Source organism: Sulfitobacter sp. LC.270.F.C4 (genome assembly GCF_032922545.1).
GTDB classification, from domain to species: domain Bacteria; phylum Pseudomonadota; class Alphaproteobacteria; order Rhodobacterales; family Rhodobacteraceae; genus Sulfitobacter; species Sulfitobacter profundi.
On record NZ_CP136692.1, the window covers coordinates 2,834,994 to 2,857,660 of the forward strand.

19 protein-coding genes and 1 tRNA gene are annotated in these 22,667 nt (G+C 58.3%); 10 read left to right on the forward strand and 10 right to left on the reverse strand.

Annotated elements, in window-relative coordinates:
- Positions 1 to 149: 149 nt before the first annotated feature.
- On the forward strand, positions 150 to 2,255 hold the full coding sequence (locus tag R1T45_RS17710) for a site-specific integrase (RefSeq protein WP_317389762.1): 2,106 nt from the start codon (positions 150 to 152) through the stop codon (positions 2,253 to 2,255).
- Positions 2,252 to 3,622, forward strand: coding sequence for a hypothetical protein (locus R1T45_RS17715; protein WP_317389763.1), 1,371 nt, complete (start codon positions 2,252 to 2,254; stop codon positions 3,620 to 3,622). Before R1T45_RS17710 ends, R1T45_RS17715 begins: the two co-directional genes overlap by 4 nt.
- A 276-nt stretch (positions 3,623 to 3,898) precedes the next feature.
- Here R1T45_RS17715 and R1T45_RS17720 read toward each other — a convergent pair whose 3' ends face one another.
- The 8 genes from R1T45_RS17720 to R1T45_RS17755 form a co-directional block, all read right to left on the reverse strand.
- On the reverse strand, positions 3,899 to 5,674 hold the full coding sequence (locus R1T45_RS17720) for an ABC transporter ATP-binding protein (RefSeq protein WP_317389764.1): 1,776 nt from the start codon (positions 5,672 to 5,674) through the stop codon (positions 3,899 to 3,901).
- The gene (locus R1T45_RS17725) at positions 5,671 to 6,618 is read right to left on the reverse strand and encodes an acetamidase/formamidase family protein (protein WP_317389765.1); all 948 of its coding nucleotides are present in this window, start codon (positions 6,616 to 6,618) and stop codon (positions 5,671 to 5,673) included. The genes R1T45_RS17720 and R1T45_RS17725 overlap by 4 nt, the downstream gene beginning before the upstream one ends.
- Positions 6,608 to 8,248 (reverse strand): ABC transporter substrate-binding protein, encoded by a 1,641-nt coding sequence (locus R1T45_RS17730; protein WP_317389766.1) that lies wholly within the window; start codon positions 8,246 to 8,248, stop codon positions 6,608 to 6,610. Before R1T45_RS17730 ends, R1T45_RS17725 begins: the two co-directional genes overlap by 11 nt.
- Positions 8,249 to 8,288: 40 nt before the next feature.
- Entirely contained in the window at positions 8,289 to 9,209 is a 921-nt protein-coding gene (locus R1T45_RS17735; protein ID WP_317389767.1) for an ABC transporter permease, read from the reverse strand.
- Positions 9,206 to 10,096 (reverse strand): ABC transporter permease, encoded by an 891-nt coding sequence (locus tag R1T45_RS17740; RefSeq protein WP_317389768.1) that lies wholly within the window; start codon positions 10,094 to 10,096, stop codon positions 9,206 to 9,208. Before R1T45_RS17740 ends, R1T45_RS17735 begins: the two co-directional genes overlap by 4 nt.
- Positions 10,083 to 10,682: an ANTAR domain-containing response regulator gene (locus R1T45_RS17745; RefSeq protein ID WP_317389769.1), complete on the reverse strand. Its 600-nt coding sequence runs from the start codon at positions 10,680 to 10,682 to the stop codon at positions 10,083 to 10,085. Before R1T45_RS17745 ends, R1T45_RS17740 begins: the two co-directional genes overlap by 14 nt.
- Complete coding sequence (locus R1T45_RS17750; protein ID WP_317389770.1) at positions 10,682 to 11,758, reverse strand: transporter substrate-binding protein; 1,077 nt, start codon at positions 11,756 to 11,758, stop codon at positions 10,682 to 10,684. The genes R1T45_RS17745 and R1T45_RS17750 overlap by 1 nt, the downstream gene beginning before the upstream one ends.
- A 337-nt stretch (positions 11,759 to 12,095) precedes the next feature.
- The gene (locus R1T45_RS17755) at positions 12,096 to 12,788 is read right to left on the reverse strand and encodes a FadR/GntR family transcriptional regulator (protein WP_317389771.1); all 693 of its coding nucleotides are present in this window, start codon (positions 12,786 to 12,788) and stop codon (positions 12,096 to 12,098) included.
- Positions 12,789 to 12,956: 168 nt separating this feature from the next.
- On the opposite strand from R1T45_RS17755, the gene R1T45_RS17760 reads away from it, so the two are divergent.
- The 7 genes from R1T45_RS17760 to R1T45_RS17790 all read left to right on the forward strand — a co-directional run bounded on the left by R1T45_RS17760 (position 12,957) and on the right by R1T45_RS17790 (position 19,252).
- Positions 12,957 to 13,739, forward strand: a complete 783-nt coding sequence (locus R1T45_RS17760) for a transporter substrate-binding domain-containing protein (protein ID WP_317389772.1) — start codon at positions 12,957 to 12,959, stop codon at positions 13,737 to 13,739.
- Between the two features lie 63 nt (positions 13,740 to 13,802).
- Positions 13,803 to 14,474 carry an amino acid ABC transporter permease gene (locus R1T45_RS17765; protein ID WP_317389773.1) on the forward strand — a complete coding sequence of 224 codons (672 nt, stop codon included), beginning with the start codon at positions 13,803 to 13,805 and terminating at the stop codon, positions 14,472 to 14,474.
- Positions 14,474 to 15,211 carry an amino acid ABC transporter ATP-binding protein gene (locus tag R1T45_RS17770; protein ID WP_317389774.1) on the forward strand — a complete coding sequence of 246 codons (738 nt, stop codon included), beginning with the start codon at positions 14,474 to 14,476 and terminating at the stop codon, positions 15,209 to 15,211. Before R1T45_RS17765 ends, R1T45_RS17770 begins: the two co-directional genes overlap by 1 nt.
- A 17-nt stretch (positions 15,212 to 15,228) precedes the next feature.
- Positions 15,229 to 16,485: an aminotransferase class V-fold PLP-dependent enzyme gene (locus R1T45_RS17775; RefSeq protein WP_317389775.1), complete on the forward strand. Its 1,257-nt coding sequence runs from the start codon at positions 15,229 to 15,231 to the stop codon at positions 16,483 to 16,485.
- A complete protein-coding gene (gene hydA, locus R1T45_RS17780) occupies positions 16,482 to 17,906 on the forward strand; it encodes a dihydropyrimidinase (RefSeq protein ID WP_317389776.1) in 1,425 nt (474 codons plus the stop codon). Before R1T45_RS17775 ends, hydA begins: the two co-directional genes overlap by 4 nt.
- A 435-nt stretch (positions 17,907 to 18,341) precedes the next feature.
- On the forward strand, positions 18,342 to 18,731 hold the full coding sequence (locus R1T45_RS17785; protein WP_317389777.1) for a hypothetical protein: 390 nt from the start codon (positions 18,342 to 18,344) through the stop codon (positions 18,729 to 18,731).
- Entirely contained in the window at positions 18,728 to 19,252 is a 525-nt protein-coding gene (locus R1T45_RS17790) for a hypothetical protein (RefSeq protein ID WP_317389778.1), read from the forward strand. Before R1T45_RS17785 ends, R1T45_RS17790 begins: the two co-directional genes overlap by 4 nt.
- 343 nt (positions 19,253 to 19,595) lie before the next feature.
- On the opposite strand, the gene R1T45_RS17795 is transcribed toward R1T45_RS17790, so the two are convergent.
- Together R1T45_RS17795 and R1T45_RS17800 are read right to left on the reverse strand one after the other, a co-directional pair.
- On the reverse strand, positions 19,596 to 21,839 hold the full coding sequence (locus R1T45_RS17795) for a hypothetical protein (RefSeq protein WP_317389779.1): 2,244 nt from the start codon (positions 21,837 to 21,839) through the stop codon (positions 19,596 to 19,598).
- 150 nt (positions 21,840 to 21,989) lie between these two features.
- Positions 21,990 to 22,064, reverse strand: a tRNA-Asn gene (locus R1T45_RS17800).
- A gap of 275 nt (positions 22,065 to 22,339) precedes the next feature.
- On the opposite strand from R1T45_RS17800, the gene R1T45_RS17805 reads away from it, so the two are divergent.
- Positions 22,340 to 22,642: a DoxX family protein gene (locus tag R1T45_RS17805; RefSeq protein WP_206054348.1), complete on the forward strand. Its 303-nt coding sequence runs from the start codon at positions 22,340 to 22,342 to the stop codon at positions 22,640 to 22,642.
- Positions 22,643 to 22,667: the final 25 nt, after the last annotated feature.

Sequence of the window (22,667 nt, forward strand, 5' to 3'; positions counted from 1 at the left end):
CTGCCAGCTCGAAAGCTTGGACGTCGCTGGTTTGCCACCGAGGAAGACGTCCTTCTCTTCGAGCATCGATCCCGGCCTTCAGACGGCGGAAGGCCGGATCTCGAGCTCGATGACGAGTGACGGTCATAGTTTCACCAGAGGACAAGACAATGACCATTCGTGATGAGCTGCAAGCCTATTTACATGAAACGGACGAGAGTATGCGCGCCCTTTCGCTAAGAGCAGGGCTAAATGAGAAATATGTATCGGATGTCCTTTCGATCGAGGGCCTAAAGCCACGGCATAAGAACCTCGCCGCTCTCTCGAAGGCGACGGGGCGAGACCTCGTCAGTGTCGCAACTGGCTCGACGCCTTTGACCTTCGGTGAACTGGTCGAGAAGCTCGAAGCTGCTGGCCAGAAAACCTTAGCAAGTCGAGTCCGCTGGATCATGCGCAAAGCAGACTGGTATGCAAATCGGCCGATCTGCCGACACGATGTCATCGATTTCTTCGCATGCTACAACGCCGCCAGCCTTGGGCTCACACGGGGGAGTATGTCGACTTACAAATGCGACATTCTGGCCGCCATTGACAACAATTGCGTTCGAAATCGTACCCGTGGTGTCGTCGACATCAGCGGCGTTTGGTCAAAGGCCTACAAAGCTGCGAAGGAATTGGATATACCCGACGACTGTCGACTAAAAGCAGGGCCGTTCATCGTCTATCTATTTGACCGCGGGATCGGGCCCAAAGAAATCACGACTTCTACACTTGCGGACTACTACGCACATCGGCTTGAAGCCGGCGTTGTCACAGAGGCCAAATGCCGCAAGCATGTCAGCAACATCGTCACTCTGCTTCGACATTTGCAATCCAACTCAGCGACTGCGCATTTCGGCTTTGTAGCGGTCGCATCGCCCTTCTCAGACCGTCGCGACAAATTTGGTATCGACACGAGCACTTTAAAAAATCTGCTAACCGAGTTCGACACACAATTGGCGCCTTGGGCTGCGGGAGAGATCTCCCGCGATGGATTGACCTACCAAGCTTTTCTCGAGGAATTGGATCGAGAGGAGCAACAGAAAGCGGGATCGCTTTCCGAATTCAACGCCCAGCTGCAGAAAAGCATCGCCGAAAAGTCTAAGCTGCCTGGCCAGCCCCCAGATTCGGAGCGGGTGGAACGCCGGGAATTAAAAATGCGAGAATATGGGTTCCTGACGTTCAATGACCGCTGGTCCGAAGACACTATCGCGACCCGTCGCGGTTACGTTATCTCTCTTGGAAAAGCTCTGGCAGCAGCTCATAATGTCATCGTTCCCGACATGCGCACCCTTGCGGACTACCAGGTTCTCAAAGCCGCTGCCGCAGCTCTTGCCGAATTTAACGGTGGTCAAAAGGACACGGGATATCTTGTGTCCGTACTCAAGACCATGAAGAAAATTGCAGTCGGCTACGTCGCGGCGTCCGAACAAAACGTCGAGGACATCCGGGCCCTGATCCGCTTTTACGATACTGGGCGTCGAGGCATAGCCCCAAAGAACAAAATAAAACTACGGGAATTTACTGAGGCCCGCATCCAGTCCACGATCGACTTGTCCGGAAACGTGATGACGAAAATAAATGCCGAAATCGATCGGCGGCGGAAGGATAAGGGGAAGAAAACCGGATTCTTGTTAGATCGCCTTAGTGCAATCGATATCGAATTGGCACGCGACATCGCAGCCATCCTCGCGCATGAAATATTACTCACGCGGGCGCCGCGTAGCGCCAACGTCATTGGAGCACGACTCGATTGGATTGCGCACGAAGATGGAAAGGCGGTTCTTACTATACCGGCAGCAGAGGTTAAGGGGAGAAAGGCGGGTGATTCCAATTATGTCGTTCGGCTCGGAGATCGCGCCAGCCGGTTGATGCGTAACTACATAGAAAAAATTCGCCCAAAACTTCTTCATCCTGACGATAAACAGAATCCATATCTGTTCCCTCGTCAGGAAGGCGGCAAGTTCAAGTTCAACGCGCCATATCGCGGCATTTTGAAGCGGGTCACGAGGCTGCTTAAACAGAATGTCGGCGTACAGATCAATCCGCATCTCTACCGACACCTGATAGGATGGATCTGGCTTAAGGAAAGTATGGATAACCTGCCCCGCGTCCAACGCCTGCTCGGTCACAAGAGCCTGAAGACGACCGTCGAATACTATGCCGAGCTCGACGAAACGCTGGTCATGGATGGCTGGCAGACACTTCTCGAAACCAAGACCAAGGCGGCCGCGTGAGCGGCCGTGCCACCATCCTTCGAATTCCCGGACATCACATGATTAACAATCACCTTGCCCTCCTGAGCAAGCTTCGCGAAGCATCGCCCTTGGACGCCGTACCGTCGCGCAAGGCGTTGACCGACCAACTGGCCGCACGAGTCGATGAGGTCGGTGCCACGGCCTTTGCGGAATTCGCCTACCTGCAAATGATAGCAGCCAGAATCTGGGGTGCAGAAAAAACCGCGCATTTCGCGCGCGTTCTAAGAGACGCACGGGTTTCGCCAAAGACACACGACCAGTGCCCCTGGCGGAAGGCGGAGCGTCTGGCCGGATCACTACCGGTCGAGTGGCGAGCGCCGTTGCTTGAGCAGATTGCCATCTCGAGGAAGGGACATGCTGTTCTCGGTCGGACGATCTGGAGTGCCGATTACACGAAATCGGTTCTCGCTGCGCTCGGCCGCTGGGCTGCATACTGCGCATCGCAAGGTAAGGACAGTGTCCCGACGGCAACCTCGCTCTACACCTACGGCCGTCATCTCGTCCGTCCGGATGCGGATGGTCAGCCGACCACAACTGGGACGGCGGCGGATTATCTTCAGCGGATCATGGCTGGCCTTTCGATGGCAACACGAGGGCGTTTTCGATCCAAAGCCTGTGATTTCGTTGTTGCAGACTGGCGGGAACGCTCAAGGGTGGAAGGCGCATCGACAAAGACCGGCAGTCAGCTCGTCGGTGCGAGCGCCATCTACGGCTTCGGTTTTCGCCTGATGGCCGAGGCCAACGCGCGTCCAATGCGCGGCATCCGCGCCGCCACACTATTTCGCAACGGCCTCGTCCTCGCCGTCGGGGCCGCGCTACCGGAGCGCGCCCGCGCTCTGACATGGCTCGAATTCGACCGAACGCTGACGCTGATCGACCGAACCCACATAAATATCGAACTTCCGGGGGAAGCCCTTAAGTATCCGGAAGCACGCAAAGCGCACGAAGGCTATAACGTCATCTTCGAGAATGCCGGGCTCGCTGAAGCGCTGCACGCCTATCGCTCGATCTATCGGCCGCTTTTCGACGACGGTCTTCATCTCTTCCCGTCGGTCCATGGAAAGCTCGGCGCGATCACATCGGCTCATCTCGGCCGCTTGACCGGGGACATCACAGAGCGCGAGTTCGGCGTGCGCATCCCGATCCACAGGCTGCGTGACAACGTCGCCACGGAAGCCTCGGAAAACCTCATCGGTGGGGCCTTCGCCGCAAAAACGCTGCTTCGTCATGTGGACGAGTCCATCACGCGACGGCACTATGACCAATCTGAGGGGCTCAAGGCTGCCCGTGAATTCGACGATTTCATCGAAAAACGCCGCACGGTCACTGCGGAATTGATCCTCTGAATCTGTTCCACCCACTTCGGCCGATTGCCGTGCTTTCCGTTGCTTCCGTGGCGTGTTGAGAAAGGGGCAACATCACCCGCACGGGATGGAGTACCCCCCTTCTCAACATTTTCTGTGGGTTTCTTTAACTTCCGTCAATCGCCGATCTGTAGCGCCATCGAAATCAATTTCGGTATTAGTTGTTGGACTATAGGCATCCCGAAGTTTGGTAAGACCGTTGCTTTTAGTGATGAGGATCGTGAGTAAACTGCTCCTTCGCTCAAGTGCTAATAGGCTTCATTTTGCAACGAGGTGTCCCGCGCCCACATCGACCAGCTTCACGACTTTCGGCGGGTCCCCAACACTGCGAACTGGACTTGGCGGATCACTGGCGGCCAACACTCGTGAAGGCAAAGCGCGTTCAGGATCAGCATGTGGCACTGCTTCGATCAGACGTTGGGTATAGGTATGGCGCGGATCACCAAATATTTGAGCACCAGTACCCATCTCAACAATTTGGCCCAAATACATCACCGCCACGCGGTCTGCGATATTCTCCACCACAGCCATGTCGTGGCTGATGAACAGATAGGACATCCCCATTTCGCGTTTTAGCTCGGCCAAAAGGTCCAGCACTGTGGCTTGCACCGACACATCCAGCGCCGAGACGCTTTCATCCGCGATAATGAGTTTCGGCTCTAACGCGAGGGCGCGGGCAATGCAGATACGCTGACGCTGACCACCCGAGAATTCGTGCGGGTATCGGTCAAGCGCGTCCTCGCCCAAGCCCACCCGCGCAAAGAGAGCGGCGGCTTTCTCGCGGCGACTGGCGGCGGTGCCAATGCCGTGGATGACTAAGGGTTCGCGCACCAGATCGCCTGCGGTCATGCGCCCATTGAGCGCTGCCATCGGGTCTTGGAACACCATCTGCAATTCGCGGCTGACCTGTTTGCGGCTGGCCGCATCGTGCCCCAGCGGTTTGCCCTGAAAGCGGATGTCACCGGTATGCGGCACCAGTCCGGCCAACGCGCGTGCGATGGTAGATTTGCCGCAGCCGCTTTCGCCAACCAGCGCAAAAGTCTCGCCGGGGTAAATGTCAAAGGACACCGCCTCAACCGCATGCACCCGCTGCACCACGCGGCCAAAAAGGCCACCGTGCAGATCATAGGCCACGCGGGCTTCGCGCAAAGACACCAGTGGCGCGATGCCGGCGTCAGGATGCGCCCCATGTCCCTGCCCCATGCGCGGCACGGCGGCCAGCAGTTGGCGAGTATAGGGTTGGTCGGGGTTGGAGAAAAGCTTGCGCACGGGGGCCCGTTCGACCATCTGACCACGCTGCATCACCAGCACGTCGTCGGCCATTTCGGCCACCACACCCATATCATGGGTAATTAGGATCAGCGCCGTGTTCATATCACGCGCCAGATCACGCAGCAGATCGAGCACCTCACGCTGGACGGTTACGTCAAGCGCAGTGGTCGGCTCATCCGCGATCAGGATGTCGGGACGTAGGGCAATGGCCATGGCGATCACCACCCTTTGCCGCATGCCGCCAGACAGTTCATGCGGGTATTGTTGCAACCGACGCTCCGGCTCGGTCAAGCGCACGGCTCGTACGGCCTCAAGGGCGCGTTTGCGGGCATGGGCTTTGGACACGTCTTCATGCGCCCGGATCGCCTCAATGAGTTGCACACCTATGCGCATCACCGGATTGAGGGCCGTCATCGGCTCTTGAAAAATCATCGCAATGCGATTGCCGCGCAGTTGTTTCAGCTTGCCTTCAGCCAGTGTGGTCAGATCTTGCCCATCAAAATGGATTGCGCCGTCCGTGACCCGCACCGCAGGCGGCGGCAACAGACCCATGATCGCCAAAGAGGTCAGCGATTTGCCCGACCCGCTTTCGCCCGCGATGGCCAGGGTCCGGCCCTTGTGCAGCGTGAAGGACAGATCTTGCACCAGCGGCATCATGCCCTGTTCGGTCCGCACCGAAATCGACAGACCTTCCACCGTCAGGACCGGCGCGGCCCCCGCGGATTGCGCCGCAGGGGAGGAGGTTTGTTCAGCGAGCATCATTCGAAGACACAGCGCGGGAAGTAAAAGGACACGATCCAGTTCGGCATATCCACGATCTCGGAGATGCGCAGATCGCCGCAGGTGGAGACCAGCATATAGGCATCTTCTGCCGCCAACCCTTGGGTCGCACAGAGCAGATCGACCATCTGGCTCACCGCATCACGCGCGCCGGTCATCAAGTCCGGCCCGATCCCCGTCGTCACCTCATAGCCCTTGGCGTCAAGGTGGTTGGTCACCGGCCCCGGCGTCGTGAAACGCGGCATCTTAAGCTGCGCATCCTTGACCAGATCCAGCGTCACCGTGGCGTTCATAGGGCTCTCGATTGCGGTGCCGCAAACCTCGCCGTCACCTTGCGCCGCATGGGTGTCCCCGATGGAGAAGAGCGCCCCCGCCACCTCGACCGGCAGATAGAGCGTGGTGCCCGCTGCCAGATCGCGGATGTCGAGGTTGCCGCCCGCGCGCCGTGGCGGGACCACGGAGTGCAAGCCGTCTTCCGCCAACGCACAGCCGATGGTGCCCGCAAAGGGCTTCAGCGGCACCCGGCCATGTTTGCCGAAAAGCGCCGGGGCCAACGTATCCGGGTCATAGTCCCAGATTGTCAGCGCCGGGTCGGTGAACTGGTCGGCCAAAAGGCCAAAGCCCGGAATATTCGCCGTCCAACCGAACCCCGAGGGGGTGAACCCCTCGATGGTGATTTTAAGCGCGTCGCCCGGTTCCGCCCCTTCGACATAGATCGGACCCGAGACCGGGTTGATCTTGCCAAAATCCAGCGTCTCCACGTCCTTGACGGTGCTGTCTTTGGTCAACTGACCGGCAGAACTGTCATGGCAGTGGAATTCAAGCGTTGACCCCGGAGCCACCGTCTCGGCCGGGACAAACGAGTTGTCCCAACCGAAATGGTGATGGCGTCCGTGGATCGTGTAGTCAGGACATTTATTGCACATCGTTTACAAACACATAGTCATAGTTAACGGGGATCGAGACCGGATCGACATAGAGCGCATCTGCGCCGCCCATCCGCTCGGACTTCATGGTGTAGCGCTGCTCGTTGAACACCGGCACCCAAGGCGCGTCTTCCATGACTTTCATGTAGACGTCGGACCATTTCTCCAGACGGGCCTCGACTGCATCGGGGTCGGTCATGCTGTCAGCCTCGGTGGCCATCTTGTCGACCTCTTCGTTGCAGTACCACGACCAGTTCCAGCCGCCCTGCACCGCGCCCGCACAGCCCAAGATGGGGCCGTAGAAGTTCGACGCATCGGGGAAGTCGGCGATCCAAGCCATGCCACCCGACCAGATCATCGGCGCTTGGTCCTCTTCACCGCCTGCGGCAATGACGCTGGCCTGCGCGAGCGATTGGATCGACGCCTTGATGCCGATCTTGCTCAGGTCCTGCTGGATCGCTTGGGCGATGCGCGGGTTGGGGTCGGTGTTCATGACGTAAAGCTCGGTTTCGAACCCGTCGGCAAAACCTGCTTCGGCCAGCATCTCTTTGGCCTTCTCGGGGTCATAGGCATAGCCTTCGTAGCCTTCGGTATAACCGGGCATGGAGGGCGGCAGCGGCTGGGTCGCGGGCACGGCGCGGCCGTTGATGACTTGGGTGATGCGCTCCTTGTTGATCGCCATGTTCACCGCGCGGCGCACATCGGCATTGTCAAAGGGCGGCATCTTGGTGTTCAGGGTGATATAGCCGGTGTGCAACTGGCCGCCTTCAACTACGCGGGCCGCTTGCTCGGGGTCGCCCATGACTTCTTGGAACTTGGCGGGCGGGATGCCGTCGCCGGGCACATCGACTTCGCCATTTTGCAAGCGCAGCAGCGCCACGATCGGCTCTTGGCCCACCTCAAAGGTCACGCTGTCGAGATAGGGCAGACCCTCGCGCCAGTAGTCTTCGTTCTTTTCAAACACCAGACGCTGACCGATGGTCCATTCGCCCAGTTTGAAGGCACCGGTGCCCATCGCGGTCTTGCCGAAATCAGCGCCCGCTTCTTCGACCGCCTCTTTCGCCACGACGGCGGCAAAGTTCAGGCCCATGACATGCAGGAAGGTCGCATCGGGGCGCGACAGGGTAATCTCCACGGTCATCGGGTCAATCACTTTGACGCCTTCGAGGGTCTCGGTCTCGCCGTTGGAAATGGCATCAAAGCCCGCGATGGAGCCGAAGAACCCCGCGCCGGGGCTTTGTGTTTTGGGGTTGGTCACGCGGTCGAGGGAATATTTCACGTCCTCCGCGGTCATCTCGCGCCCGTTGTGGAACTTCACGCCCTCGCGCAGCTTAAAGGTAAAGACCTTGCCGTCGTCGGAAATCTCATAGCTTTCGGCCAGACCGGGGCGCAGATCCGTGGTGCCGGGGGCATAGTCCATTAGTCCGTCATAGAGTGATTTGATCATCGACCAGTTCTGCCAGTCATAGCCGATGGCAGGGTCGAGAGTGGCTACGTCATCTTTGTAGGTGATGGTGATATTGCCTCCCGACTTGGCGTTCGGGTCTATGTCGGAATGGGCATCGGCAAACACTGTGCCCGGCAGGGCCAGTGCGGCGACCAGCGCCGTAGAGGTCAGGAACTTCTTCATTGTCGTTTCTCCTTGTTAGGTCGTTTCTTGGTTTGATGGATTAGCGGACCTTGATCCGCGGGTCGGCGAACAGCGTGGCGATATCGGCCACGAGGTTGCCAAGGACGATGGCGCAGGCTGAGACCAGCGTGACGCCCATGATGATCGGGATGTCGACACGCTGGATCGCCTGCCACGCGAGCTGTCCGATGCCGGGCCAGCCAAAGACGGATTCAACGACGACGATGCCGCCCATGAAGATGCCGATGTCGATGCCGATCATCGCAATCACCGGCAGGATCGCATTGGGCAGCGCATGGCGCAGCAGCACCCGGGCGCGGGACAGGCCCTTGGCATGCGCGGTGCGGATGAAATCCTGGCGCAGCACGTCGATCATCGAGGAGCGCATCATCCGGCTGTACCAACCCGAGCCGAGGATGCCCAAAGTCATCGCGGGCAAGACCAGATGCGCAAAGGTGCCGTAGCCGCCGATCGGGAACCAGCCAAGCTGCACGGCAAAGACATAGAGCAGCAGCAGACCCACCACGAATTGCGGCGCGCTGACCCCAATAAAAGAAGCGATCATCAGGCTGTTGTCGGTGGTGGTCCCGCGCCGCAGCGCGGCCACGACGCCCATTGTCAGCCCAACCACCAATTCCGCCGTAATCGCGCCGACCATCAGAAGCAGCGTGGCGGGCAGTCGGGCGGCGATCAGGGTGCTGACTTCCGTCTTTTGGAGGTAGGAGCGCCCAAGATCCAACTGTAGCAGGTTCATCAAATAGCGCCAATATTGCACGATGAACGGCTGATCGAGGCCCAGTTGCGCGCGGATATTGGCAACTGTCTGTGCAGTGGCTGACCGCCCGGCGATTTGGCGCACCGGGTCCGATGGCAGCAGATAGAGCAGCGCAAAGGTGATGAAGGACACGCCCAGCAAGATCATCGCGGATTGCAGCAGGCGGCGGCCGAGGAAGTTGATCATTGGTCCTGCCCTCTTTGGGTCGGGTCCAGCACATCGCGCAGCGCGTCACCCACAAGGTTGAAGGCCAGCGCCAAGATCACGATGGCCAAGCCGGGGAAGAAGACGAGCCAAGGCGCGGCCTGAAAATAGGTTTGGTTCTCAAAGATGATGTTACCCCAACTTGGGGTCGGCGGCTGCACGCCCACGCCGAGATAGCTCAGCGTTGCTTCCAGCAGCACGGTGGTCGAAATGCCCAGCGTACCCCAGACGATGATCATCGGCACCAGATGTGGCAGGATGTGGCGAAAGAGGATGCGCAGATGCCCCGCGCCGAGGGTCTTTTCCGCCGCGATGAACTCGCGCTGCGACAGCGACGATGTCTCAGTATAGATCACCCGCGCCGTCTGCACCCAGTTCACCGTGGCGATGACGAGGGCCACAATCCACAGCGACGGCTGGAAGATTGCGGCAAGGCAGATTGCCAGCAACAGCGCCGGGAAAGCCATCATCAAATCGGTCAGGCGCATCAGCACACCACCGATGAAGCCCCGAAAATAGCCCGCCGTGATGCCAATCAGCGTGCCGATGACCAGCGCGACGCCATTGGCAACCAGACCAATGATCAACGAGGTGCGCGCACCATAAAGAATGCGGGTCAGAAGATCACGGCCCAGAAGGTCAGTGCCCAGCGGAAACTGCGCACCTGGCGGCATCGGCGCGCCCTGCAACGTCAGCCCGTCGAACATCTGGTCATTGGGGTCATAGGGGGTGAGCCACGGCGCGAAAATCGCCCCGATGAAGGTCATCGCGATCAGTGCCAGCCCGATCAGCGCCAGCTTGCGGCGGCGCAGGCGGGTCCAGACCGAGGGCGCAGCACTGCGCAGTGTGGCGGGTTCAATTGCTGTCACGCAAACTTCCTTCGTCATTGGAATTTTCGACGATGCGCAGGGCGGCATCCTCGACATTGATGCGCCATGCCATCGCCATCTGGCGCAGCTGGTCATAGGCGGCGTCTTGGGATTTGCCCTGCGCCGACAGCAGCGCCACGGCCTGCACCACGGTCTGACGTGCGGACATGCGGTGGCGCAGCTGTTTGATCTCGGCGTTCAGGCTCTGGCGCAGTTCAAACGAATGGCGCGCCATCAGTAGGGCCGAGAAGGCACCGCTTGATCCCACGGGTTTGAGCAGCAACGCATCGGCCCCCATGCGGGCGGCCCATTCGATCCGCCCAGGCGCTTCGGAGCCAACCAGCGCAATCATCGGCATCGGCGCTTGGCCCGGGTCCCACGGGAACTGGGCATCATGGCCCATATCGGTGTCATAAAAGATGAAATCCGCCGTGATCGCCGAGGCCGGCAGATCAGGCCACGCGTGACTAACGGTCAGGCCGATTGCGTTTAGCTGGCGCATCAGGGCCGCCGCGTGATCCGGCACTGGATGCACAACCAGTGCGCAGGCCTGATCGAGATTGGGAATGTTCAGCAGACCGGACATCAGGACACTACACTCAGCCGGGGCCGATCAATACGCGGGTGGCGGGCGGGTCTGGTCAGGTATGGATCGGGGGCAACGTCGGACCAGTGGTGCAAGACTTCAAAAACGCCGCTGCGCACCTGCGCGACATCGACCCCCAATGTGCTGTGATGGGTCGCGGGGTCTATTCCGTAACGGTCACCTTGTTGTGCGATAAAGCGTTCGAATGGGTTATCGCCTTGTGCGGCAAGCATCGCAGCCAGTGTATGCACCGACTGCCGGGAGATGATCTCGAAGGATGAGTCCCGCCCTTCCGGACTGGGCGAGGGGCAGAAATGCGGGCCGACGGAAACCAGCCCTTCGGCAGCATCCCCGAGCAGCGGCAACTCCGCCTCTGTCAGATTGCACGAAACGATTGGACAGGTCTCTGCGCTGAAATGTGTATCCCGCCGGCCCAGTTCGGCATAGGCGCGCAGAAAGGCGTAAGAGCTGGCGCCTACCAGTGAATTCAAAATGAAACGGGGTCGCAGACTTTCAATCTCGGCGATCAGCGTGGCAATGTCTTCGTCGCCCAGGGGCAGATAGCGTTCACCCAGAACCCGCCCCCCGGCCTCCTCGACGCGCATCCGTGCGACGCGGCAGGTTTCCCAGCCCCAAATGTAATTCGACCCGATCAGATAGGGGTTGGTGCCGAAGTTACCGAAGCACCAGCTCAACAGCGGCAGCAGATGCTGGTTTGCACAAGCATGATTGTAGATCACCCGGTTTGAGGTCTCGAATCCCTCGAAGGGCAGATTGTACCACAACATCGCGTTGGTCCGATCGAGCGTAGGGATCACTTCCTTGCGCGAAGATGAGGTTACACAGCCAAACACGTGACGCGCGTCTGAACTTGCCAGAATGTCCGCACAGAGCGGGGCGTAGCGGTCAATCTGCCCCTCGGGGTCGCGCACGACAGGACGAAAACTGACCGCAGATTTCGGATTCGCGTTCACTTCATCTATCCCGGCCAGCGTTCCGCGCAAAACAGCACGCGAAATTGCCGCATAGGTGCCCGAGCTTGAATAGAGCACGCCAAGATCTACGCTTGTTTTCAACTCATTCCCCTTTGACAAACAAAAAAGGCCTCACGCGCACTACAAAGTGCGACATGAGGCCTGATTGCCGAACGGATTTAACCGTGATGCACAAGGATTAACCCAATGCTTTCCACCTTGTCGAGTCATTTGCCATCTTTTTGTAATTAAGAACCCAATGCGGGCGCCAGTTTGCATGAATCTTAGGCGAACGTTACTTATCTTCCTGAAAGCAGCATTCGCGAAACCGCTGCGCGAGTGTCATAGTGAGAGCTGCCAATAGAAGGCACAGGGTCAAGGACACAGCAATCTCAGCTGTAGCCATGAGATCGGGATAAACAAGGTCGCGCTCACAGCATCATACCGTAACACCTGCGCAGGCTGCGGTATTGCGAATATGCCTTCGCATCGCGTCCTCAGCGGCATCAGCATCGCGGACCTGTATTGCTTGAATGATCGAACGGTGTTCAGCGATGGATTCCGCCATACGGTTCACAGCAGTAAACGGAATGGGCTGGCGCTGTGTTTCAATTAGAAATGCTGAAACTTGTTCATATTGCTGCAACAACAAGACGTTGCGGCTTTTGCTCGCGATATGACGATGGAATAATAAATCCTCCTCAACGTTGGCGATCAAGTCTTCTCGCGCCCAAGCCGCTTCCATCGCGTCGGTTGCTGTAAGTAAAACCGCAATGTCATCCGATGTTGCCATCTGTGCAGCATGACGGGCCAGTTGTCCCTCCAGAAGCATCCTTATTTCAAACACGTCCTGCATTGCGAAACGTTCGGAATAGCGCCAGGTGCTGCTATCTGGCAGTCCGGGCTCGCTGGCGTGATCCACCACTAATGTGCCCCTACCAGGATAGGTATGGATTAGCCCCAGGGTTTCCAACGTCATCAGCGCTTCGCGCAGGGACGGCCGCGAGACCCCCAATTGCTCGGCCAGAGTGCGCTGCGACGGCAGACGCTCGCCGGCGGGAAACTCACCTCTTTGTATCAGCGATTGGATTTTGCGGGCGACGGCCTGCGAAACGGGCGTACGGTCAATCATGATACTGGTCCTGTGTCACGGCCATCGGGCCCTTCCCTAACACCCCTGCAAATCAAATGCAGAATATTTTGTTGATCGGCTCAGCAAATGCTCCTATCAACTGGTAAGACCGGTATGACCAATTTGCCGGCTAACAATCAAGCCTGTTTCCCAGGGAGGGAAAAAATCATGCTATCAACCAAAGTGAAAAGCCTTGCTGCAGCCGTGGCGCTCGCGGGAGGTCTCGTCAGCGCTGCGCAGGCTGACACGCTGCAAGTCGGGGCGAACATCGGCAATGTGCCTTGGGAGTTCCAAGATGAAACTGGCGCCAATGTGGGCTTTGAAATCGACCTGGTGAATGAGGTCGCCTCGCGCCTTGGCCATGACGTCGAGATCAACAACATCCCGTTCAATGGCCTGTTCTCAGCAGTGCAATCGGGCCGCATCGACATTGCGATCTCTTCGATCACCATCACTGACGAACGGCTGCAGTCAGTGTCCTTTGCCCAGCCCTATTACGACAGCGACCAGTCGCTGACCGTGTCTGAGGGCGGCCCTGCCTCGATTGATGAGATGAAGGGCAAGGTCGTTGGTGTAGACACCGGATCGACAGGAGACATGTGGGCCAGCGAACGCGAAGCTGAGATCGGTGTGACCGAGATCCGTCGCTATGAAGGCCTGGCACCCGCAATGCTCGACCTCGCCGCAGGCCGTATTGATGGCTATATCTCCGACATCCCCGCCCTGCTCTACTACGTCAAAGACAAGCCGAAGTTGAAGGTCGTCTCGCGGCTGGAGACCGGGGAGCGCTATTCGATGATGTTCAAGAAAGACAGCACCTTGGCGAGCGAAGCAAATGCGGTTCTGACAGAACTGAAAGAGGAAGGCTTCGTCGCCGATCTGCACGAGAAGTGGTTCGGGGCGGCCCCAGAAGAGACCACCTCGACCGTCACCGTCATGGACATGCCCTGATCTTTAACACTACGCCGCCCGGCTCTCATTGAGGGTCGGGCTGGCTGACCTTGCAGGTACCTCATGGAATTATTCGACACCTTCTTCAATATGGAGGTACTCCGCCGCGCCTTCCCCATGCTGATGAAAGGCCTTTGGATCACCCTCAAATTAGGCTTGGTCAGCATCGTCGCAGGGTTGATCCTGGGGCTGGTGCTCTCGCTGATCCGCCTTTACGCCCCGCGCCCCGGCCAATTGATGGCGCGCGTCTATATCGACGTGTTCCGCTCGTTGCCGCTCTTGGTGCTGCTGATTATCGTCTATTACGCCCTGCCCTTTGTGGGCTTGCGTTTGTCCCCCTTCTGGTCGGCCATGTCGGCCCTGACGCTGGTCTCCGGCGCCTATACGGCAGAGATTTTTCGCGCCGGCATTCAAGCCATTCCGCATGGCCAGTTTGAAGCCTCCGCGGCCTTGGGTCTTAGCTACCGCCACACGATGGTGGATGTGATCCTGCCGCAGGCCGTCAAGATCGTCATTCCGCCACTGACCAACAACTCGATCAACGTGATCAAAGACACTGCGCTGGCCTCGGTCGTGGCGATGCCTGACCTGTTGAAACAGGCAACCCAAGCGCAAGCGCTGGCGGCCAACCCCAGCCCGCTGATCGGTGCGGCGGTGATCTATGTGATGTTCCTCTGGCCGGCGGTTGCCGCTGTGTCCCGTCTTGAGCGCCGCTTTGGCGCGGGAGAACGCTGATGTCCGCTTTTGTATCCATCCGCAATCTGCGCAAATACTACGGGGCCTTTGAGGCGCTCAAGGGCATCAACCTCGACATCACCGAGGGCGAAGTCGTCTGTGTTGTCGGCCCATCAGGCTCGGGCAAATCGACCTTGATCCGCTGCATCAATCAGCTTGAAGATTTTGCCGATGAAAGTGAGATCACCGTCGACGGCACTCCGGTCAAACCCGGCCCTGCCTTGGCCAAGGTGCGCGCCGAAGTCGGCATGGTCTTTCAGTCCTTCAACCTGTTTCCGCATCTCACCGTGCGGCGCAATGTGATGCTGGCACCGATGCGGGTGCGCGGCACCAGCACGGCAGAGGCGGCGGAGCGCGCCGATGTCTTGTTGCGCCGCGTTGGCATATACGAGCAGGCCGACAAATACCCGGCCTTTCTGTCCGGCGGCCAGCAACAGCGCGTGGCGATTGCCCGGGCACTGGCGATGGAGCCGCGGGTGATGCTTTTTGACGAGCCGACCTCGGCGCTTGACCCCGAAATGGTCGGCGAAGTGCTCGACGTGATGAAACAACTCGCAGGCACCGGGGTCACCATGATCGTTGTCACCCATGAGATGGGCTTTGCCCGACAGGTCGCCGACCGCGTAATTTTCATGGATGGCGGCGAGGTGATCGAGACCGGCACGCCCGAGGCGATCTTTGCCAATCCGACGGAAGCGCGCACCCAGAATTTCCTGAGCGCCGTCCTCAACCACTGATTCAAGAAAGACACCAGATGACTGCCACAACAAATCAGATCGACCTCGACTTCGTGCGTCCCCATTTCCCCGGTCTGCAAAGCAAATGGGCCTATTTCGACAATGCCGGGGGCTCGCAAATCCTGCAGGGCGCGATGAACCGGATCACCGAGTTTCTGACCCATCGCAACGTCCAAATCGGCGGCACCTATGACACCTCTGTCGCCGCCGCAGAGGCGCTGATGTCGGGACGCCGCGCGATCCAGACGCTGGTCAATGCCGAGCGTCCCGAAGAGATCGTCTTTGGCCATTCCACCACCGCGCTGGTGCAGATCCTCGCCAATTCCATGCGCAGCCAGTTTGCGCCGGGCGATGAGATCATCATCTCCATCGGCGACCACGAGAGCAACATCGGCCCATGGGACCGGCTGCGGGAGTTCGGGGTCGAGATCAAGTTCTGGCCAATCGACAAAGAGACCCAGAAACCCCGGCTCGAAGACCTTGAGCCGCTGATGACAGACCGCACGCGGCTGGTCTGTGTGCACCATGTCTCCAACATTCTCGGTCAAGCCAACCCAGTCGCCGATTATGCACGGTTCGTGCATGAACGCGGGGCGAAAATCTGTGTCGATGGGGTCGCCTTTGCCCCGCACCGCGCCATTGATGTGACCGGCTGGGACGTCGATTATTATGTCTTCAGCTTGTACAAATGCTACGGGCCCCACAACGCGGTGATGTACGGCAAATATGACCTGCTGGCGGAATTGGACGGGCAGTATCACTACTTCTACGGCAAGGACAAAGTGCCGGGCAAGCTGGAGCCGGGCAACCCGAACTACGAACTGGCCTATAGCGCCACGGGGATCGTCGACTACCTCATGGCGCTCGGCAAGCATGAGGGCACGCAGGGCAGCGTCCGCGACAAGATCCTCTCTGCCTATGCCGCAATCACCCGCCAAGAAGACATGCTCACTGATCGCCTGCTGACCTATCTGCGCGAGCGCAACGATTGTCGCATCATTGGCCCTGACAGCAATGACGGCTCGACCCGCGTGCCGACCATTTCCTTCAAGCTTGACGGGCAGGATTCCGGCGCGGTGGCCAAGGCGGTCGAGGCGCATGACATCGCGATCCGCTTTGGCGATTTCCACGCCCGACGTCTGGTCGAATACTTGGGCGAGGACGGCGACAGTGGCGTAATCCGCGTCTCGATGGTGCATTACAACAGCGCCGAGCAAGTGGACCGCCTGTGCCAAGCGCTGACCGAGATCACCAGCAACAGCGCCGCGGTATGAGCGCGCAATATGATCTGGTGATCCGCGGCGGCACAGTGGTGACCGCCGCGGATCAGTTCACCGCCGACATCGGTGTGGTGGGTGGCGTCATCACCGCGCTGGCCGCCAAGCTGCCCACGGGCGCGGAGGAGATCAACGCCAGCGGCCTCATGGTCCTGCCCGGCGGCATTGACGCCCATGTGCATCTTGACCAACCCACCTCCGACGGCACCAAGATGGCCGATGATTTTGAAAGCGGCACCCGCTCAGCGGCGGCAGGGGGCAATACCACGGTGCTGCCCTTCGTAATGCAGCAAAAAGGCAGCAGCCTGCGCGCCTGTGTGGAGGACTATCACCGCAAGGCCGAGGGCAAATGCTATACCGATGTGTCCTTTCACATGGTCGTCTCGGACCCCAGCCCGCAGGTGTTGGGCCAAGAACTGCCCGCGCTGGTGCGCGACGGCTATACCTCCTTCAAGGTCTTCATGACCTATGACGATCTGGTCTTGAATGACGCCGAATTGCTTTCGGTCTTTGACGTGGCACGTCGCGAAAAGGCGCTTGTCATGGTCCATGCCGAGGGCAATGACGCGATCAAATACATGACCACACGGCTGGAGACGGAAGGCAAAACCGCCCCCTACTACCACGCCGAGGCCCATGCCCAGATCGCCGAACGCGAAGCCACCCACCGCGCCATCAGCCATGCCCAGCTGACCGATGTGCCGGTGGTCATCGTGCATGTCTCGGGCCGCGACCCCATGGAGCAAATTCAATGGGCGCGGAAACGTGGCATGAAGGTCTTCGCCGAAACCTGCCCGCAGTATATCGCCCTAACCAAAGACGACCTAAAAGGCTTGAACATGGACTTCGAGGGGGCGAAATACGTCTGCTCCCCGCCGCCCCGCGACAGCGATAGCCAAGCCGCAATCTGGGAAGGGCTGCGCGACGGGACGTTCGATATCTTTGCGTCGGACCACTGCCCGTTCTACTTTGACGCGCCGCAGGACACTGGCAAAGACAATGCCCGCGCCCGTACTTCATTCAAATGGGTGCCCAATGGTATTCCCGGCGTCGAAACCCGGATGCCAATCCTGTTCTCCGAAGGGGTATCCAACGGGCGGATCAGCATCGAGCGGTTCGTCGCGCTGACATCCTCCAACCCGGCCAAGCTCTACGGGCTCTATCCGCAAAAGGGCACGATCGCGGTTGGATCCGACGCTGACTTCACAATTTGGGATGCGAATAAGAAAGTCACGATCAGGCAAGACATTCTACATCACGGATCAGACTACACGCCCTATGAGGGCATGCAGGTAACGGGTTGGCCTGTCCGCACGATTTTGCGGGGGGAAACGATTATGCATGAGGGAAAGATCACTGGTGATCGGACCAGAGGTGCGCATCTAAAACGCGACTTTAGCGGTATGGGCTATCCGTAAAGAGAATCTTAGGGAGGGCAACTCCATATAGCACCTTGCCGCCACCAAGCTTGGCTATGCTGAAAGAACATTTCCCTGACCAAAAACGATCCTATTGATCGAAGTGATCGAACCCACCGCCGTCCAAACAATCACGCTGCAGTCCTCTGCTGTCAGACTTAACAGCCAATGATTAGGCATTTACTCTCGATGCCACCGACAATTTGATATTCTGAGAATGTACTGGTCCTATCGCCTTTTGACCGCGCTCTTGCTGACGAGAGCGCGGTCAAAAGGCGATAGGACGCTTCAACAAATAAAGAGTTCTCTGACCGGCGGGAAATTACTCCGCTGCTACCGAGATGTCGGGCAGAGACAGAACACCCGTTCATGAAAGGAGACGATCTGGGTGCTTGAAGCTGCTGTCACGAACGACAGCTCGGCAAGGAGCATCATATGTTACCAATGATCAACACCCCTGAATACAGCGGGGAAGAGGACCCTATCGCTGCGATAAAGAGGTTCGTCCATGAGAATGGACATTCGCTGCTTGGCGCGGTCGCGGCAGCGGGCGGACCGCGCGCCCATCAAAATTGCCTTCAGCTGTTTTGTGATGTTGCGCAGGCGCAAAAGCTGACGCGTCCTATGCGGTCTGAGTTCAAGCGCTTCCAGGAGCTGCTGACCCTGGCACAGGCAGAGGCAGACGAGCTTCGGCCTGAACGCCTGAACGATCATGATCTGGAGGCTATCAACCAAATGGCCGTCCAGCTCGAAAGTCTACTGCAGAGAATTGGCCCTGATCGGGCACCAATCGATACCAGCAGAATGCTGACAAAGCTCGCATGACCCAATCCCCGGCGATCCGTGCCGGGGAGCTTGAAGCGCAGCATGGTGCTGCGCGAAGACCGGAGAAAATGGTCATGCATAAACATTATCTCGAAATGCCTCTTGAGACGCTTTGCGCGAAAGCCCTCTTTGAGCTCAAGGCTGCAGGGGAACGTATAACCTCGGCGGACCTTGCAGCAAGCGCCCATGGTCGGCTTAGATTGGCAGCGTGGGCAGCAAGCGTGGGCGGGGATATTGATCTTCGCCAAGCCGCCTCGGCACTGACACCAATCATTGCGTTGCTTGAGCGTGAAACTGAAGGCGAGACGGCAGGTTATTACAATGCCTTTCGCGGGTCGATTGACCCAGAGGCGGGCGATATGGGAGACGTCGTCCTGATGCCTATTCTCACAGAAAGAGGAGAGCACATTATGCAGTGGTATGACCGCCTTCGCTGCCTGCGGCATATGTTGCAGGTAATCGACGCGCGACTGGCAGCAGAGCAAGCTGTGTCTTCTCAAAGAAGAGGCCGGGCCATGTAGCAGTCTTACCCCCTGGGTCAGGACACATGTATCCTACGCTTATCTGAGAGGATTCAGCTTCTTAGGCTAAACTGTTTCACGACGAACCTGTCTGTGCATGCCATCGCAGGACCAGTATCAATCAATTACGTAAAGGCATAGAAAGACAGACAAATAACCTTGTTTGTCTGTCTTTCCAAATAACTCAATCGAACCAGCAAGCCATTTTCGTAGTGCAATTCTGCAGGAGGCCGGCTTGCGAACTGCGCTTTCTCTTTTCAAAGCACCCGAAGTGTAAGTCACCATTGTGCAATAGCCTTGACGCAATAGAATTGCATGCCTCGCAAGCCGGATGATGGAATGTTCAGGGAGCCACGCTTCGGATGCCAACGACTTTGCCGCGCTGTGCTGCGCTATTAGGATCGCCAAAAGGGTGGGCGATCATAGAAACATCAAGCTCAACATCGCAGATCCGCTCATAGAGTGTTTCGAGCTTCAATCCCTGCGAGTAAGATCTTGCTCCTTCATCGACCGGATCATGCCCCATAAGCACACAGCGGATTGCATCGGACTTATCTCTGTTCATCAGATCACTGTTGAACGACGTCCGCATGGCGTGAAGATCGAGCCCTTCCCAGTAGCACACATGCTTCTTGCGATAATAACCCCAATTCTTGGTAAAGTTCTCCGAGAATGTCCCCTTGGTCTTGCCGCGTGTCAGATTGGGGAACAAGCGGTGCTGACTTGCCCGTCGGCGAAGTTCAACGAGCCGAAGAAGCCCTAACTCAATCAGAATTGGATGGACCGGTAGTCGGCGCTGAGACTCAAGGGTCTTGACGTTATTGCCATCGAGGACCTTCACATCGAGATAAGCAATGCCCCCGTCGGTGCCAAAGTCGTCTGGACCGAGCTGACATGCCTCTTCTTCGCGCAGGCCCATAAGACGGGCGAGCAGCGGAACCCAATAGAAGGGATCGCCTGGATCCACGAAGGGGCCCTGAAACGCGGGTGATCCGAAGAGAGTAAAGATGCGGTCGTCCCAACAGATCCGCTTGCGCTTGGCCTCGTCCTTTTTCCACTGAGCCTTCTTTTTGTTGGTCACACCGCAAATTTCGAAGGGATTCTGATCGATGAGCTGGAGGTCGTAGAGCATTTTCCCCACTGATTTGACGTAACCGCGATGCTTGGCGCGGGTTTCCGCACGAAGACGCGGAATCCGTGCGTCCAGGCGCGCTTTTTCCCGGTCTGCTTCGGTCACGTCAGGGTCATTGCCCAATGCCTTCAAGGCGTCTTTTTCAGCGCGTTCCTCTTCGGCGTCGAGCTCATCGATAAGAGCCCTGAAGCCGTTCTTGGCTACGAATTTGTCGGTGCCTTTACTGTGTTGGTAAGGCAGTTGTGGCAGGATCTTCATGGCATCACGAATGGCGTCTTCTTCTACTTTCTCAAATGGGACATCGCCGACAAACTCCACCCAGAACTTTTCGCAAACATTTGCTTTACTGCCGCTGTTGGACTTCCACCTTTTGCCTGCCTTTTCCTCTCCGCTCTGCTTAGATGAGAAATCGTCACCGTAGCCTGCGAGTTTGAGTTCTTTCATAAGCTGAATACCCTCGAGGAGGCTGATCCCGCGCGGCTTGTTCTTCAGAACCTCCTGCATTTCGGGCGAAAGGTCTCGCAGGTCGATGTTTTTGAGACGTGGCGGGCGCAATTTGACCCGGAATGCGGTTTCATCATCCAGCGACGCGTCGTTGGAGAGCGGCGCCTCGGGGCTGGAAGGCGTTTGTGGTTTCAGCGCAGTACCTTGGGTGGCTGGCAGGAGTGTCTGCGGCTCACTTTTGTCTTGCGATGCAGGGACCACGTCGGTCTCGACCGGTGCCGTGACGGACGGCATGATCTTCGACACTGAAGGAGGTGCGGGTGGTGGGGGTGGAGCGTTGACAGCCGGAACGACAAGCGCAGACGCTGCCGTTTGCACTGAGAGCGCTGGCAAGGCTGCAGTTGGAGAGGCAGAATGGCTCGCCATGACCGAACGGAAGATCGGCGTCGACTCCTCGTAGGTTCCGACTTCGCGCCGTTCGCGCTCCCGGGACACGTCCAACATCACTCGCAAGGCTTCAAAGGCCAGTTTGCGCCAGTCAGCGCTGGTTTCATCCGGCGACACCCCCATACGTTGGGCAACCTGACGCAAAGGTTCGACAGCTGGTGTTCGGTCCCCGAGGGCCAGGGCGCGACGTAACATCTCTTGGGTAGTATGTTCGGCTTTAGCTGCGAAATTTGCGGCCCCTTCCGAACGCGGGTTCGCCGAGGCACGCACAGCCTCGTGGGCGGCAATCTGAAAGCGCGCCAGCTCAGTCAGCAACGTTACGTGCTCAGAACTCAAATGATCCACTGGTCTCTCCGTCGTCAGCGCGACGGCCAGGTCCGTAAGCGCGGTTAGCGCGCGGACAAGACATGTCGCTTCGGAGAGGACATCGGTTCGCAACGACAGACAGAGTGCAGAAGTTGGACCTGGGTTCTCTATCTCAAAGTAGGCTTTGGGGAAGCGGCGTCGAAAGAAGAAACCGGAGGGGCGTTTTTCAAGGTAGGGGATATGTGCGACTCTGGTCATAGCGGAAGCTCCGAAACGGTTTCAGGGCATCCAGGAATCGAGGGTGTGGACCAGTATGGGCACGCATCTGTGCACCAGTTTGTGCACGTGCACAGGTGGCTCCGACTCTGATCGGGGCCTTTCCAATAAAATCAACCACTTAGGGGAAATTGGCTCCGGCGGTAGGGATCGAACCTACGACCAATTGATTAACAGTCAACTGCTCTACCGCTGAGCTACGCCGGAATGCCTATGTCTGTCTTTCGGGCAACGCCCTCGGACAGCGGCTCTTTAACGCGGGCAGTCCGGGGTGCGCAAGTGCAATTGGGCCTTTGTGACGATTTTTTTTCGATTATTTGCCTCCGCTTGAAATTTGCCTCCGTCGCCCGCGAATTCGGGCGCGCCCAAATCACAGATACGTGGCATATCCCCCTCCCCCGCGCTTGAGGCTAAGCGGGTCGCGTGGACTGGGATTGATACTGGCCCGGTGAGCACAACAAGAAGCCCTGAAAGGGAAAATCTTGACCTTCCTCTCCCCATACCGGCCGCAGATACTATCGCTTTTCCGCATCATGTCGGGCCTGTTGATCCTGCAACATAGCACAAGCGAAATTCTCGGCTTCCCGACCAGCCAGATGAGCGGCGTGTCGATCGCTTCATTGGGTGGCATCGCGGGCGTGACTGAACTGATCTTTAGCGTCTCGCGGCTGCCGGCCTTCATCCTCAGCGGTCTGATGGCCGCGCTTTACAGCCTTGGCTTCCTCTACCTTGCAGCTGCCGGTCCGGGGCCGTGGTCGGTTGATGCGAAACGCGCTCAGGGCTGAGCGCTTAAAGTAGGATGGCATGGCC